6 protein-coding genes are annotated in these 16,340 nt (G+C 69.4%); 2 read left to right on the top strand and 4 right to left on the bottom strand.

Annotation, left to right across the window (positions count from 1 at the left end; translation table 11 throughout):
* Window positions 1–16: 16 nt before the first annotated feature.
* Window positions 17–4,951 carry a polyketide synthase Pks13 gene (pks13, locus tag Q5696_RS01080; protein WP_370654959.1) on the top strand — a complete coding sequence of 1,645 codons (4,935 nt, stop codon included), beginning with the start codon at window positions 17–19 and terminating at the stop codon, window positions 4,949–4,951.
* Window positions 4,952–6,496: an acyl-CoA carboxylase subunit beta gene (locus Q5696_RS01085; RefSeq protein WP_305093412.1), complete on the top strand. Its 1,545-nt coding sequence runs from the start codon at window positions 4,952–4,954 to the stop codon at window positions 6,494–6,496.
* A gap of 55 nt (window positions 6,497–6,551) precedes the next feature.
* Here Q5696_RS01085 and Q5696_RS01090 read toward each other — a convergent pair whose 3' ends face one another.
* From Q5696_RS01090 to Q5696_RS01105, 4 genes are all read right to left on the bottom strand, one after another.
* Complete coding sequence (locus tag Q5696_RS01090; protein WP_305093413.1) at window positions 6,552–7,526, bottom strand: hypothetical protein; 975 nt, start codon at window positions 7,524–7,526, stop codon at window positions 6,552–6,554.
* A gap of 156 nt (window positions 7,527–7,682) precedes the next feature.
* Window positions 7,683–11,006, bottom strand: a complete 3,324-nt coding sequence (locus Q5696_RS01095) for an arabinosyltransferase domain-containing protein (protein WP_305093414.1) — start codon at window positions 11,004–11,006, stop codon at window positions 7,683–7,685.
* Window positions 11,007–11,080: 74 nt separating this feature from the next.
* Window positions 11,081–14,368 (bottom strand): arabinosyltransferase domain-containing protein, encoded by a 3,288-nt coding sequence (locus Q5696_RS01100; RefSeq protein WP_305093415.1) that lies wholly within the window; start codon window positions 14,366–14,368, stop codon window positions 11,081–11,083.
* A 28-nt stretch (window positions 14,369–14,396) separates the two neighbouring features.
* Window positions 14,397–16,199 carry a glycosyltransferase family protein gene (locus tag Q5696_RS01105; RefSeq protein WP_305093416.1) on the bottom strand — a complete coding sequence of 601 codons (1,803 nt, stop codon included), beginning with the start codon at window positions 16,197–16,199 and terminating at the stop codon, window positions 14,397–14,399.
* Between the last annotated feature and the right edge of the window lie 141 nt (window positions 16,200–16,340).

Genomic DNA, 16,340 nt, shown 5'->3' on the forward strand with positions numbered 1-16,340 from the left:
GATGGCTGAACACGAGATGACGGTCGCGCAGCTGCGCGAATGGCTGCGCAACTGGATCGCAGAGGCCACCGGGCAACCGGTCGCGGCGATATCCGACGATCGGCCGATGGAGGAGTTCGGTCTCTCCTCCCGCGACGCGGTCGCGTTGTCGGGTGAGATCGAGGATCTCGTGGGCGTGACCCTCTCGGCCACCGTCGCCTACCAGCATCCGACCATCGCGTCGCTCGCCACTCGCATCATCGAGGGAGAGCCCGACGCCCCCGAGGACGCCGATGCGGCGTCCTACTACCGCGGTGGTGTGCCTGCCGGGCAGTCGCACGACATCGCGATCGTCGGTGTGGCGTCCCGGTTCCCGGGCACCGGCCACACGCCGCAGGAGATGTGGCGGCTGCTGATCGAGGGCCGCGACGCGGTCACCGAGCTGCCCGCGGACCGGTGGACCGAATTCACCGCCGACCCGTACGTGGCCGCGGCCGTCGAGAAGGCTGCCACCAAGGGTGGCTACCTCGACGACGTCGCCGGGTTCGACGCCGAGTTCTTCGCGATGTCGCCGCTCGAGGTGCAGAACGTCGATCCGCAGCAGCGGCTCGCGCTCGAACTCACGTGGGAGGCGCTCGAGCACGCGCACATCCCGGCGAACGAGCTCAAGGGCCGAGAGGTCGGTGTCTTCCTCGGTTCGTCGGCCAACGACTACCAGCTGCTGGCGGTGAGCGATCCGGCCTCGTCGCACCCGTACGCGCTGACCGGCACGTCGACCGCGATCGTCGCGAACCGGGTCTCGTACTTCTACGACTTCCGTGGCCCGTCGATCGCGCTGGACACGGCGTGCTCGTCGTCGCTGGTCGCGGTGCACCAGGCGGTCCGCAGCCTGCGCTCCGGTGAATCGGAGATCGCGCTCGCCGGTGGCGTGAACATGCTGCTCGCGCCGCCCGCGACACTCGGCTTCGACGAGGGCGGCGTCCTCACCGAAGACGGCAAGATCAAGGCCTTCTCGTCCGATGCGAGCGGCATCGTCCGCGCCGAGGGCGGCGGTGTCGTCGTCCTCAAGCGGCTCGAGGACGCCGAACGGGACGGCGACACGATCCTCGCGGTCGTCGCCGGATCCGCCGTCAACCAGGACGGACGCTCCAACGGGCTGCTCGCCCCCAACCCGGACGCGCAGGCCGACTGCCTCCGGCACGCCTACCGCGACGCGGGCATCGCCCCGTCCGGTGTCGACTACATCGAGGCGCACGGCACCGGCACGATCCTCGGCGACCCCATCGAGGCGGACGCCCTGGGACGCGTCGTCGGCCGTGGCCGCGACGCCGACAAGCCGGCCCTGCTCGGTTCGGCGAAGACCAACTTCGGCCACCTCGAGGCCGCCGCCGGCGCCGCCGGACTCATCAAGGTCGTCCTCGCGATGCAGGAGGACGTCATCCCGGCGTCCCTCAACTATGCGGGCCCCAACCCGTACATCCCGTTCGACACCGCGCACCTGCAGGTCACCGCAGAGCCGACGGCCTGGCCGCGCTACACCGGCACGGCCGTCGCGGGCGTCTCCGGATTCGGTTTCGGCGGTACCAACGCGCATGTCGTGGTCCGCGAGTACGTGCCCGCGACGGCGTCGGCTACCGAGTCCGCTCCCACCGACCTCGACCACGAGGCCACCACGATCGAGGCCGAAGCCGAGCGGATGCTCACCGAGGCCGCTGCGTCCGTCGGCCTGGACGAGACCACCTCCGAGGTTGCCGAGACCGGCACGACGGCGGTGCTGCTGCCGGTGTCCGCGTCGATGCCGTCGCGTCGCCGCCGCGCCGCCGAGGATCTGGCGAACTGGCTCGAGACCGAGGAGGGCAGCCGCACGCCGCTCGCCGACGTAGCCCGCACCCTCGCCAAGCGCAATCACGGCCGCTCCCGCGCCGTCGTCGTCGCCTCAGATCACGCCGAGGCCGTCACCGGTCTGCGGGCCGTCGCCGCCGGTAAGCCGTCGCCCGGTGTCCTCACCGCCGACGCCCCCGCCACCAAGGGCCCGGTGTGGGTGTTCTCGGGCTACGGCTCGCAGCACCGCAAGATGGCCAAGCAGCTGTACCTGGAGAACCCGGTGTTCGCGGCCGCCGTCGACGAGGTCGACGCGCTGATCGAGGACGAGGCCGGCTACTCCGTGCGGGAGAAGTTCCTCGACGACTCGCTCGACTACGACGTCGAGACGTCGCAGGTCGGCATCTTCACCATCCAGGTCGCGCTCGCGAAGACCCTGCGCCACCACGGCGCCGACGCGTCCGCACTGGTCGGTCATTCGATGGGAGAGGCCGCCGCCGCATACGTGTCGGGTGGTCTGTCGCTCGAGGACGCCGTCCGCGTCATCTGCTCCCGCTCGCGGCTCATGGGCGAGGCCGAGGGCCTGCTCGAGGGCGACGACATCCGCCTCATGGCCCTCGTCGAGTACAGCGCCGCCGAGATCGAGAACGTCCTGCCGGACTTCCCGCACCTCGAGGTGTGCGTCTACGCGGCCCCCACCCACACCGTCATCGGCGGCCCCGAGCCCGAGGTGAACGCGATCGTCGCGCGCGCCGAGGCCGAGGAGAAACTGGCCCGTGTCCTGCAGACCAAGGGCGCGAGCCACACCTCGCAGGTCGATCCGCTGCTCGGTGAGCTGGCGGCCGAACTGGCCGGCATCGAACCGCACACGCTGAAGACCGGTGTCTATTCGTCGGTCGATCAGGACACGTTCTACCCGGCGGGGCACGCCCCGATCCATCCGGTCGAATACTGGACCAAGGGTCTGCGGCACAGCGTGTACTTCACCAACGCCGTCAAGGCCGCCGTCGACGCCGGGCACACCACGTTCGTCGAACTCGCCCCCAACCCGGTGACGCTGATGTCGGTCGCCGCGACCGCGTGGGCGGCCGGTATCGCCGACGTCCAGCTGATCCAGACCCTCAAGCGCAAAGAGGACGAGCCGCTCGGCGTGCTCACCGCTCTCGCTCAGCTGTACGTCCACGGCCACGCCGTCGACCTGCCGTCGCTGCTGCCGTCCGGTGATTTCGCCGACCTGCCGCGCACCGCGTTCCTGCGCAAGCGGCACTGGATCGACGCGCGCGTCTCGTCGTCCGGCAACACCCGGGTTCCGGGCGCGCACGTCGCACTGCCCGACGGCCGGCACGCGTGGGAGGTGCAGGCGTCCGCCGTCACCGACCCGAACGCGCTCGTCGTCGCGGCCGCGTCGCAGCTGTTCTCGGACGTCGCGCTCACCGGTGCCGTCGTGCACGGCGAGGTTCCGGCGTCCGGCACCCTGACCACGACCCTCGTCCCGCACCTCGGGGGCGCGTCGGTGCAGGTGCACGCCAAGGGACAGGCGAGCGGAGCGACGGGGAATGCACACGGCAATGCGTTCACGCTGCTGCTCGACGCCGTCGTGTCGTCCGGTGAGGCGCTGCCCGAACCGGTGCTCGCGGTCGCCGCGAAGCCCACGGTGTCGGACGAGGTCGCGGCCGAGTCCACGGAGACTTTCGGGGACCGCTGGGATCCGGAGAGCTCGCAGACCCTCGAGGATCGGCTGACTCTCATCGTCGCCGAGTCGATGGGCTACGCGCCCGAGGATCTGCCGGGCGAGATCCCGCTGATCGAGCTGGGCCTGGACTCGCTCATGGCCGTCCGGATCAAGAACCGCGTCGAGTACGAGTTCGACATCCCGCAGCTGCAGCTCGCGGCCGTCAAGGATGCGAGCCTGGACGACGTCGCCAAGTACCTGCGGTACGCGGTCGAGAACCGGGACGAGGTCGAGGCGCTCGCCGAGCAGCAGCAGGCCGAGAAGGAGGCCGGGGAGACGGTGTCGGCGCCGGAGCTTCCGGAGTCCGCCGTAACGGCCGACGCTCCTGCCGAGTCCGGCGGGATCGAGGTTCCACCCCGCGACGCCGCCGAACGTCTGACGTTCGCGTCGTGGGCGGTCGTGACCGGCAAGTCGGCGAAGAGCATCTTCGCGCCGCTGCCGGAGCTCGACGACGACACCGTCGCGAAGCTGGCGGCCCGGCTCACCGAGCGTGCCGGCGGCGAGGTCACCGTCGCCGACGTGCGCGGCGCCGGCACGGTCGAACAGCTCGCCGAGAAGGTGCGTCAGCACCTCGAGGACGGCCTCAAGATCGACGGTCTGGTCCGCACACTGCGTCCCCGCCCCGAGGGATCCGACGCCGTCCCGGTGTTCGTGTTCCATCCGGCCGGCGGGTCGACGGTCGCATACGAGCCGCTGCTCAAGCGGCTGCCCGCACACACCCCGATGTACGGGCTCGAGCGGGTCGAGGGCCCGATCGACGAGCGGGCCGCCGCCTATGTGCCGCTGCTGCGCGAGATCCAGGGCGACGGCCCGTACGTGCTGGCCGGCTGGTCCCTCGGCGGCGTCCTCGCCTACGCGGTCGCCCGACAGTTGCGTGACCAGGGCGCCGACGTCCGCATCGTCGGCCTCATCGACACCGTCATGGCCGGCGAGAAGGTCGAGGACACCCCCGACGAGATCAGGGCCCGCTGGGACCGGTACGCGCAGTTCGCGAAGAAGACGTACGGTGTCGACGCGCCGCTGCCGCTCGACCTGCTCGCGCAGGCCGGCAGCGACGAGGAGCAGATCCAGCTCCTGATGGATCTGCTCGAGTTCAGCGGCGCGAAGATTCCCGGTGGCATCATCGAGCACCAGCGCACGTCGTGGCTCGACAACCGGGCCATCCAGACGGCGGACCTGCAGCCGTACGACGGCAACGTCGTGCTGTACATGGCGGACACCTACCACGAGGACGCGATCAATCTCGAGCCCTCGTTCGGGACGCGTCAGCCGGACGGCGGCTGGGGCGAGTCGGCGAAGAACCTGGAGGTCGTCTACATCGGCGGCGACCACATCCAGATCGTCGACGAACCGTACATCGGCAAGGTCGGCGCGGACCTGTCCGACAAGCTCGCCGAGATCGAGAAGCGGAGCAACTGAGTGAGCACCACCACCGCAGCCAAGCTTGCGGAACTGCACGACAAGCTCGAGCAGTCGAAGGCCCCGGGCAATCCGAAGGCGATCCAGAAGCGACAGGACAAGGGCCTGCCGACGCCGCGGGAACGGATCGACATGCTGCTCGATCCGGGCACGTTCGTCGAGACCGGGCAGCTCGCCCGGCAGCCCGGTGACGCGTCCAACCCGTACGGTGACGGCGTCGTCACCGGCCACGGCCTGGTCGACGGGCGTCCGGTTGCGGTGTTCGCACACGACCAGACGGTGTTCGGTGGTGCGGCCGGTGAGATCTTCGGCCGCAAGGTCGCGGCTCTCATGGATTTCGCGGCGAAGATCGGCTGCCCCGTCGTCGGCATCAACGAGTCCGCAGGTGCCCGCATCCAGGACGCCGTCACCTCCCTCGCGTGGTACGCGGAGATGGGACGACGCCAGGAGCCGCTGTCGGGCATGTGCCCGCAGATCTCGATCATCCTCGGCAAGTGCGCCGGCGGTGCCGTGTACGCGCCCATCAACACCGACATCGTGATCGCGACCGAAGAGTCGTACATGTTCGTCACCGGACCGGACGTCATCAAGTCCGTCACCGGTGAGGACGTCAGTCTCGAGGAACTCGGCGGTGCCCGCAACCAGGCGCAGTACGGCAACGTGCACCACGTCGCCGCCGACGAGAAGGCCGCGTTCGAGTACGCCCGCCAGTACCTGAGCTACATGCCGTCGAGCTGCACCGAGCAGCCCCCCATCGTCAATCCGGGTCTCGAACCGGAAATCACCCCCGACGATCTCGAGCTGGACACGTTCATGCCGGACGCCGACAACGCCGGCTACGACATGCACGACATCCTCATCAAGATCTTCGACGACGGCGAATTCCTCGAGGTGCGCGCCGAATCCGCGCAGAACGTCATCACCGGATTCGCCCGCGTCGACGGCCGCCCCGTCGGGGTCGTCGCCAACCAGCCCATGCACCTGTCCGGTGCGCTCGACGCCGCAGCCTCCGACAAGGCCGCCCACTTCGTGCGCATCTGCAACGCCTACGACCTACCGCTGGTGTTCGTCGTCGACACCCCCGGCTTCCTCGTCGGCGTCGAACAGGAAAAGGTCGGCGTCATCAAGCGCGGCGGCCGCTTCCTCTTCGCATACGTCGAAGCGACCGTCCCCAAGGTGACCGTCGTCGTCCGCAAATCCTACGGCGGCGGCTACGCCGTCATGGGCTCCAAGCAGCTCGGCGCCGACATCAACTTCGCGTGGCCCACCGCCCGCATCGCCGTCATGGGCGCCGAAGGTGCCGTCAACATCATCGCCCGACGCCAGATCGAAGCCGCCGGCGACGACGCCCCGGCCGTGCGCGCGCAGCTCATCAACTTCTACAACGAGCACGTCGCCACCCCCTACATCGCGGCCGAACGCGGCTACATCGACGCCGTCATCGAACCGTCCACCACCCGCCTCGAAATCCGCAAGGCCCTGACCCTGCTCCGCGGCAAAACAGTGCACAAGAATCCGCGCAAGCATCACCTGCTGCCGTTCTGACCTACTTTTCAGCTGAAGGGACCCTTTGTGCGCTCGGAACGCACAAAGGGTCCCTTCAGCTGTCGAGGGCATCCCGCTCGGGCCGCATCCGGACCGGTGGCCGCGGCCGGGAGCGTGCCAGTTCGTAGTGAGCACGCAGATCGGACAGAGCACGTTCGGGGGTGTCCCGGAGCTGCCGCGGGATCACGGCCAGGACGATGATTCCGGCGCTCTGCATGCGTGCGCGTCGGGCCACGGTGGCGTCGTATTCGGCGGGGGAGAGATGCCAGTCGAGTGAGTCGACCTCCCAGGCGAGAGCGACGTCGTCGATCCATCCGTCGGGTTGGGCGATGAACTCTCCGGCCTCGGATTCGATCGCCCGATTGAAACGCATGTCCGGCAGGTCGCTGCGCAGCCAGAGCGCGCGAGCGTCGGACTCGGCGACGGAACGAATGCCGGCGCTGACTTCTTTCAAGATCTTGCGTGGCAGCCCGGATCCGCGGTTGCTTCCCGCTTCGAGTTCGCGAGCGAGGATCGCCGGGGTGGTGTCACCGCGCTGCACGACCTCGGCGATCAGAGCGCGTGCCGCTGGAGTGGTGGTGCATCGGCGGGCGGCGTCGAGGACCGCTCGGGACAGTGGACTGCATGCCAGTTTGCCGCGCATCGTCGGTCGAGGCAGGCGAACAGTCCGCTCCACGACAAGGAACCCTGTCGACTGGACGCGTCGGGTATGAGGAATCAGGACGTGGACGTCGGAGATGTGTTCGGAGGTGCGATAGCCGTGTTCGGCGAGTGCTGCCCGGCCCGTCAACATTGCTCCGGCGCCGCAGTAGATCAGCGCCGCAGTTCGTCGCAGCAGTTGAGTGGGAGTCCCGTTGTGGAGCAGAACGAGTCCGGGCAGGATTCGCTGCCACGGCCCTTCGGGTCGGCAGCGAAAGCTGATCGCCGACCCGGATATCCCCGTCGCGAGCAGATCGCGAACGCGCACGATGTCGTGGACGGACAGTTGCCGAAGCGCGTCGATGCTCATGTTCCAGTGCCGGATCCCCATGGCGTCATCATGCTGGCGGGTCGGGCGAGCATTGGCCGCTGAAGGCTGTGTAGAGGCTTCTCTGTGGATGAACGAACAGTTGTGGATAAACAGCTGAAGGGTCCCTTTGTGCGCTCGGAGCGCACAAAGGGACCCTTCAGCTGAGAAGGCGCGCCTCTACGGCTCGTAGACCCGCATGGTGCCGGGCGACCAGAGTCCGGATCGGGTGGTGTCGAGGGTTTCGGTGTCGGCGGGTCGGGCGTCGGGGTAGTGGCGGTCGTAGCGCTCGAGGCTGCCCCAGTCGCGGGCCCAGTCGTTTTCGAGGTAGGTGGGGATGGTGGTGGCGCCGGCGAGCATTTCGGTCCAGCCGAGGGGGCCGCCGTTTTCGAGGGACTGCCAGGTGTCGGTGGAGCTGACGGCGAGGGGCCGGTCGGGCAGGATGCGGTATTCGGGCATTTCGGCGATGCCGTTGAGGTGGTCGAAGGGGCGTTGGCAGGGGAATTGGAGGCCGACGGCCCAGTCGAGGAGGACGGGGTTGTCGTTGCCGACGACGTCGCTCAACGAGTGCAGGGTGGGCACGCGGGGCGGGGTGAAGGCGAGCCATTGGTCGCCGGTGAGGTTGGGGTCGGATGCGTTGATGCGGACGACGTCCGTGTCGGTGGGGAGGGCGTCGAGGGGGATGCGCAGGTTGCGCCAGGAGGGGGCGGGGCCGATGTCGTGGGGCTGGTAGGCGCCCTGGAGTTCGATGGTGCCGTCGGGGAGGCGTTTGCCGTATTCGAGGGTGAGGGATTGGCCGTAGTTGATTTGGCCGGTGATCTGGTCGACGGAGTGGATGCGTCCGGCGGCGGAGATGACGACGAGGGGGGTGTCGTCGGTGCGTTCGGGGATTGCGTACCAGCTGGAGACGACGGATGCGGGTTGCTGGATGCCGTCCTGGTAGCTGCCGAGGACGGGGGTGCGGGCGGGGTCGAGTCCGAAGGGCAGTTTGACGGTGCTGCCGTTGATGCCCTGGGTGCCGAATCCGCCGGTGGTGCCGGAGCCGGCGCCGGTTTGGAAGCTGGAGCCGATGCTCTGGCTGTCGGTGTTGCCCATGCCGGCTTTGACTTCGACGAAGTCGGCGGTGAGGTCGCTGGGTACGCCGTTGGGGGTGAATCCGACGGGTTTGCTGCCGGCGAGGGGGTCGTTCGGGTCGGCGAGCGGATTGTCGGGGTCGGTGACGGGGGTGAGTGCGCCGGCGTTGGGGTCTTGTTCGACGAGGACGTCGTCGGCGAGTCCGCAGGTGCGTCCGGCGACGGCGTCGATGTTGGAGCGGGCCAGCGAGTAGGCGGGGTACTGCGACACGGCGCCCTTGAGCATGGACATGACTTCGAAGAGCACCATGATGCCGGCGACGACGGTCAGGGGGGCGGCCGCGAATTTGCGGATGCGCCGCCCCTTGGGGCTGGACGCTTTTTCGGGTGGTGGTGCGTAGCCTTCGCGCAGGTATTGCCAGGCGACGAGGGCGACGGACAGTCCGAAGAGGACGAGGAACAGGGTGCTGGATTCGCGGCCGTCGAATTGGACGGTCTTGTCGAACCAGGGGACGCCGTAGGAGGAGACGTACCAGTAGCCGTTGATGCCGGAGAAGGAGAGTGCGAGGACGAACAGCAGTCCGGCGAGGAACACGGTGCGGTTGCGTCGAGAGCGTAGGGCGCTGGCGGAGACGACGACGGCGGTGAGCGCGGCGAGGGATCCGGCGATGCCGGCGTAGGCCCCGAAGTGGTGGGTCCACTTGGTGGGGTTGAACATCATGAAGAAGATCGTTCCGAACACGATGCCCATGAGCCGCCAGGACGGTCCGGTGGCGACGCCGGGGATGCGTTTGCGGCGCAGGAACACGAACAGGGTCGTGAACAGGCACAGCAGCATCGTCAGGAATGCGAAGCGTCGGGCGAGGGAGCCGTCGGTGGTTTGGACGAACAGGAAGTAGTAGCGCTGGTAGTCCTGGAACCATTCGAGGCTGGGGCCGATGATGGTGCGGACGCGGGTGGCTTCCATGACGGCGGCCCAGGTCTGGTCGGCGAAGACGACGGTGAGGACGAGGGTGCCGGCCGCGGCGAGCGGCAGGAGTTGGGAGAACGTTCCGATTTCTCGTCGGCGGCGGACGATCAGCCGGGTCAGCGGGCGCACGCCGGCGAGGAGTGCGGCGATGCACATGAGGCCGGTGGGTGCTGCGGCGAGGGTGAAGGCGCCGATGAGGGCGGCGATCGCGGCGGGCAGCAGGCGTCCGGTGGCGATGGCGCGTTCGATGGAGCACCAGGTCAGCAGGGCGCCGACGGCGACGATCGGTTCGGGTCGCAGGCCGTTGTTGTAGGGCAGCCAGAACGCGAGGAACACGAGGCCGCCGGTCCACAGGGCGACGGTGTTGGTGCGGACGGCGCGGCCGAGGCGGGGGACGACTTCGCGGCTGATGACCATCCAGCACACGATGGCGGCGATCAGTGCGGGCAGTCGCATCCAGGGGCTGGCGGTGGAGATCTTCGCCATGGCGGCGAGGACGTCGTAGTACCAGCCGAAGGGAGCCTCGGGGACGCCGAACCAGCGGAAGTAGTTGGCCATGTAGCCGGAGTGCTCGGAGGCGCGGGCCATGGTGAGGAGGTAGCCGTCGTCGGAGGTGTTGGCGCCGAAGAAGTGCCAGCCGACGAGGGTGCCGACCACAACACTGTCGACGGCACCGAACTTCCACCAGCGGGTGGGCAGGAAGCGGCGGGCGCGGCGGCCGTCGACGCTGTCGAGCCGGTGCAGGGCGACGAGGGAGATGGCGGTCGACAGGACCGCGGTGATCATCGCGACGAGTTTGATCGCGGTGGGGGTCGACGAGAAGCGGGAGTCGACGTCCATGGTGAAGTTCAGGCCGGGGACGGTCTGCCCGGTGAGGTCGGAGAAGATGCCGACGACCTGCGGACGGTAGTCGAACGGCATCTCGCCGACGAGGGGGTCGCCGTCGTCGGTGGTGAGGCCGACGAACTGGGCGGTGGTGCCGGTGACGTCGGAGGCGATCGCGATTTCGCTGCACTGGCCGGATTCGACGTCGCTGCGGGGTGCGGAGGCGACGACGACGTTGCGGTTGAGTACGTCGACGGTGTCCTGGGACACGCGGACGAACATGGCGTTGACGGCGGCTTTTTCGCCTTGTGGTGGCGCGGTGGCCAGCAGGATGCCGCCGTCGTCGGGGAGGGCGGCGACGGCCCGGCAGGGGATGGTCGCTTTCAGGGACACCGGCACCTGCGACATCAGGGGTGCCTCGATGTCGGTGATCGCCCCGTTCTGCGGCCAGGACACGGTCGCGGCGGTCTGGGTGACCGGCAGGAACGGGGTGGCCAGGGCCAGGAGAATGCCGATCAGTCCGGTGACGACGGCGATGAGTCGTGCCCGGCGGACGTCCGCGTTCCGGGTCGGTGAAACCGGGGGTGGAGCGCCGGCTTCGGGGTCGGGCGCGGGAGCTGTCACAACGTCGGGCACGGTTGTCGATCGTATGCGAGATCGTTCCGTTACCCGAAAACGGCGGACCCGCTCTCAGCTAGTTCACAGGCTGGTCAGGCGGGTGGTGCGTTCCGGATCGGGCCTGGTGACCACAGTCCGGAACGTCGGATCTGCTCGACGTCGACGGTCGCCGGTCGGGCGGATTCGACGATCGGGGTGAACCGTTCGAGGGAGCCCCAGTCGCGTCGCCAGTCGTCGGCCAGGTAGGTGGGGACGGTCTGGGCGTTCAGGAGCAGGGACGTCCAGCCGAGGGGGCCGCCGCCGATCGCGTCCTGCCAGGCGTTGGTGGCCTGGGCGCCGACCCGGTCGGGCAGGATCCGGTATTCGGGGACTTCGGCGACGCCGTCGTGGTGGTCGAACGGGCGCTGGCAGGGGAAGGCGAGGCCCACGGACCAGTCCAGGAGGACGGGTGCGCTGCTGCCGACGACGGTCTGCAGGGTCTGCATGTGTGGGACGCGGGGTGGGGTGACGGCGAGCCACTGGTCGGGGGCGAGTCCGGTGTCGGAGGCGACGATGCGGACGGTGTTCGCGTCGGCGGGCAGCTGGTCGAGGGGGACGCGCAGGTTCCGCCACGAGGGGGCGGGGCCGATGTCGATGGGGGCGATGCGGCCGAGGACCTCGACGCTGCCGTCGGTGGCCTGTCTGCCGTATTCGATCTCGAGGAGCTGGCCGGGGGTGACGACGCCGTCGGGGTCGACGGAGTGGATGCGGCCGGCGGCGGCGATGCTGAGGATCGGGGTGTCGGCGCTGCGGTCGGGGAGCCCGTACCAGCCGGTGACGAGGTCGGCGGCCTGTTGGGCGCCGTTCTGGTGGCTGCCGAGGACGGGGGTGGTGGCGGGGTCGAGTCCGTAGGGGAGGGTGACGCTGCTGCCGTTGATGCCGGCGGTGCTTTCGGTGCCGCCGCTGGTGCCGGCGCGGGTGCCGGTCCGGTCCTGGTCCTGGGTGTCGGTGCCGGTTCCGGTGTCGACGCTGTTGGCTCCGCCGGTGGCGACGTTCTCCTTGTCGGCGGTGAGGTCGCCGGCGACACCGTTCGGGGTGAAGCCGGTGGATTCGGTGGCCCTGAACGCTGCGGCTCCGGTGGTGTCGGTGGGACGGTTCAGGAGGGTCAGCATGCCGACGTTCGGGTCGTTTTCGACGAGGACGTAGTCGGCGAGTGCGCACGTGTTCCCGGTCAGTGACCGCAGGTTGGATTGTGCGATCGAGTACGACGGGTACTGGGCGACGGCACCCTTGATCAGCGACAGCAGTTCGAAGAGGACGATGGCGGCGGCGGCGAGGGTGAGTGGTGCGGGGGACCAGCGCCGGGTGCGGGCGAGGCGGCCCCCGTTGCCCGGCACGGTCTTCTCGTGTGGTTCGCGGATGTGGAACCACGCGGCGAGGAGGAGTGCGAGCACGGTCAGGCCGAGGAACACGGTGGAGAAGCCCTTGCCGAGGATCATCGGAGGCTTGTCCCACCAGGGGACGCCGTAGCTGGAGACGTACCACCAGCCGTTGGAGCCGGTGAAGGCGAGCGCCAGGATGGCCAGGACGCCGGCGGCGAACAGGGTGCGGTTGCGCTTGGAACGCAGGCTGGCACCGGCGACGGTGACGGCGGCGAGGGCGGCGACGGAGCCGGCGAGGCCGGCGTACACGCCGAAGTGGTGGGTCCATTTGGTGGGCGTGAAGCTCATCAACAGCAGGGACGCGAACACGATGCCGAGGATGCGGCGGGACGGCCCGGCGGAGGTGCCGGGGATGCGGCCGCCGCGGCGCAGCATCATCATCACGCACACGACGAGGCACAGCAGCATGACGAAGACACCGAAGCGGCGGGCGAGGGAGCCGTCGGGGGAGATACCGAGGAGGGCGTCCCAGCGGACGCGTTCGTCGAACCAGGCGACGTTGGGGCCGACGGCGGAGCGAACGCGGGTGGCTTCGAGGACGGATGCGAGGGTCTGGTCGGCGAACACGGCGACGAGGACGACGGTGCCGGCTGCGAGTACGGGTGCGAGTTGGGCGGTGACGCCGACGGTGCGGGCGCGACGGACGAGGACCTGCACGACGGGTCGGGCGCCGGCGATGAGCGCGGCGATCGCGATCAGGCCGGTGGGACCGGCGGCGAGGGAGAACGCGGCGATCAGGACGGCGACGGCGGCGGGCAGCATGCGGCCGGTGGCGATGGCACGTTCGATGGAGCACCAGGTCAGCAGGGCGCCGAGCGCGATGATCGGTTCGGGGCGCAGGCCGTTGTCGAACGGCATCCAGAAGGCCAGGAAGACGAGGCCACCGGTCCATATCGCGACGGTGTCGCGGCGGACGGTCCGGCCGAGCCGCGGCAGCACCTCGCGGCTGATGATCATCCAGCAGAGGATGCCGGCGATCAGTGTGGGCAGCCGCATCCACATGCTGGCGGTGCTCACCTTCGTGAACAGCACCAGTACGTCGTAGTACCAGCCGAAGGGGGCTTCGGGGACGCCGAACCAGCGGAAGTAGTTGGCCATGTAGCCGGCGTGTTCGGACACCCGCGCCATGGTGAGGAGGTAGCCGTCGTCGGAGGTGTTGGCGCCGATGACGTGCCACACGGCCAGTCCGCCGATCACGACACCGTCGACGGCGCCGATCTTCCACCAGCGGGCGGGCAGGAAGCGGCGGGCACGGCGGCCGTCGACGCTGTCGAGCCGGTGCAGCGCGACGAGGGAGACGAGGGTGGCGAGCACCGCGCCGATCATCGCGACGAGTTTGATCGGGGTGGGGCTCGACGAGAACCGGGAGTCCAGGTCGGCGCGCACGTCGAGGCCGGCGGGCGGGGTGCCCTGCAGGTCGGTGAAGATGCCCACCATCTGTGGCCGGATGTCGCCGGTGACGGTGGTGGCCTGTTCGTCGGGCAGTCCGGTGACGGCGGCGGTGGTGCCGGTGGCGTCGGAGGTGACGACGATGTCGGCGCAGCCGTGCATCCGGTCGAGGGGCAGCGACAGCAGGGCGGTGTCGCGCAGGACGGCGCGGAGGCGGGCGGGTTCGGTGTCGGACGCGGCGTCGACCTTGATGACGAGCCCGTCGGCTTCGGCGCGTTCGGCGGGGGTGGGTGCGGTCGCGACGAGGGCGCCGCCGGTGTCGGGGAGTTGTCCGACGGCCGTGCAGGGCACGGTCACGTGCAGGTTCTGGGGCGTGTAGGTCACCAGGGGTGCTTCGACGCTCGTGAGCGCCCCGTTCTGCGGCCAGCTGATCGATGCCGCGTCCTGTTGCACGGGCAGGAACGGGGTGGCGAGGGCGAGGATCGCGCCGAGGACGCCTCCGACGATCGCGACGAGCCGGGCGGTCCGCACATCGCGGGTGGGGGCGGGGGCGGTCGAGGCGTCGGGCACGGTGATCGACTCTAGGTGAGGGACGCTGTCAGGTCAGGTTCCGCAGGTCCCAGACCCAGACGCCGTCGACGCGGGTGCCGTCGACGCCGAGGAGTTGGTTCACGGTGGCGCGGAGGGCGCGTTCGTTCTTGCCGGGTGGCAGTACGACGACGTCGGCGTTCCAGAAGGCCAGGTCGGCGCGGGCGGTGGCGCGGGTGGCGTTGTCGATCGGGGGGACCTGCCCGGTTTCCCGGGCTTTGGTGAGGACGAGGGCGGTGGGGCGGTCGTCGGGGCCGTATTTGCCGTTGTCGTCGGGTCCGGCGGGGCCGACGAAGTAGCCGCCGGCGATGGGGTAGCCGAAGTTCTGCTGCACCTGCCATTGCAGGGCGGTGGCGTCCTCGGGCCGGGGGAGGGGGACGGTGACGACGGATCCGTCGGTGACGTAGGAGCGCCAGGTGCCGTCGGCGAAGAATGCGGGTGCGGGGGTGCGGTGGGCGACGTCGGCGGGGGTCGGGGCGAGGGGCAGGAGTGCGACGGCGAGCCAGCCGAGCCACAGCAGGGTGGTGGAGCGTTGTCCGTCGCGGCCGGCGGCGATCGCCCGGTCGGTGCCGACGGCGAGCAGGATCGCGATGGCGGGGACGGCGCCCATCGCGAAGCGGGATTCGAGGACGGATTCGAGGAGCGGCAGTTTCGCGAACCACGCCCAGGGCAGGGTGATGCCGGTGGCGGTGTGGGCGACGGACAGTTCGACGCCCATGGACAACACTGCCATCACGGCGGCGGTGACGGCGGCGGCCCGGGCGACGGGGATGCGGCGCAGCCAGACGGCGGTCATGGTGGCGAGGAGGATCAGCGGCCAGCCGAAGAAGGCGTTCTCTTCGGTGGCGTTCATGGACAGTCCGGTGGCGGAGCCGGGGTCGCCGCCGAGGGATTGGGTGGGGAAGCGGGTGAAGGCGTTGGCGTCGTTGCCGACGGGGCCGTGCTCGATGGAGTGGTAGCTCTGTGGGCCGAGGAACTGCCACCACAGAGGGAACGCGACGATGACGAGGGCGACGGCGCCGCCGATGCACAGGCCGGGGATTCCGCGTCGGGCTGCGGCGATCGCGTCGCCGGGGCGGGAGGCGCCGTAGGCGAGGCCGAAGACGGCGAAGGCGATGGAGTAGATGAGCAGCGGTTCTTCGCCGAGGAAGATCTGGTAGGCGACGGCGAGGCCGAGGAGGACACCGCTGCGGACGGGGCGTTCGCCGCTGCCGAGGCGGATCACCAGCAGTGCGATGACGGGCAGCAGGAACAGGGCCACGAAGTTGGGGTGGCCGTTGGTGTGCGAGATCATCGCGGGCGCGAATCCGCAGAAGACGCCGCCGACGGCGGCCGCGAACCGGGATGTGACGACGTGCCGGGACAGTAGCCAGTACCAGGCGGTGGCGGTGCCGGACAGGCCGAGTGTGAGGGCGAGGGTGAACGTGACGGTGGGCCCGAACAGCAGGGTGACGGGGGCGAGGGGGATGCTGACGCCGAACATGGCGGTGTTGGCCATGAGGTTCACGCCGAGCGGATAGTTCTGCAGTGTGCTCGACAGTGGATTGTCGAGGTTCGTGATGGAGTGCGCGGTGACCGCGAAGAACCATTCCCACATCGTCTGGTCCTGGCCGCTCGAGGCCAGGTAACCGTCACCGAGGTGACGCCATTGCCGGCCGAGCACGAAGACGGCCAGGGCGAGGAACGAGACTGCGGCGGCAGCGTCGGCGGCGGTGATCCGTCGTCGGGTCCGTTCCGGTGCGGCAGTCGTGCCAGTCGTGTCAGTCGTGACAGTGGTGGGCTGTCCCTCGATCAGGTTCAGGGTCTCGCTCACGCATCGCCCCCCTTCCGGTTCGCGTGACGGTGGGGCGTCATGCCGTGCAACCGTCGGTCGGCCGGACGCGACACTACCGCAGCGAGTCGGGGGCCACCGGTGAGTGGAAACCGGCCCGGGGCAAGGGTCGGACATAGCGGA

It is taken from the genome of Prescottella sp. R16 (genome assembly GCF_030656875.1).
Classification (GTDB): Bacteria; Actinomycetota; Actinomycetes; order Mycobacteriales; family Mycobacteriaceae; genus Prescottella.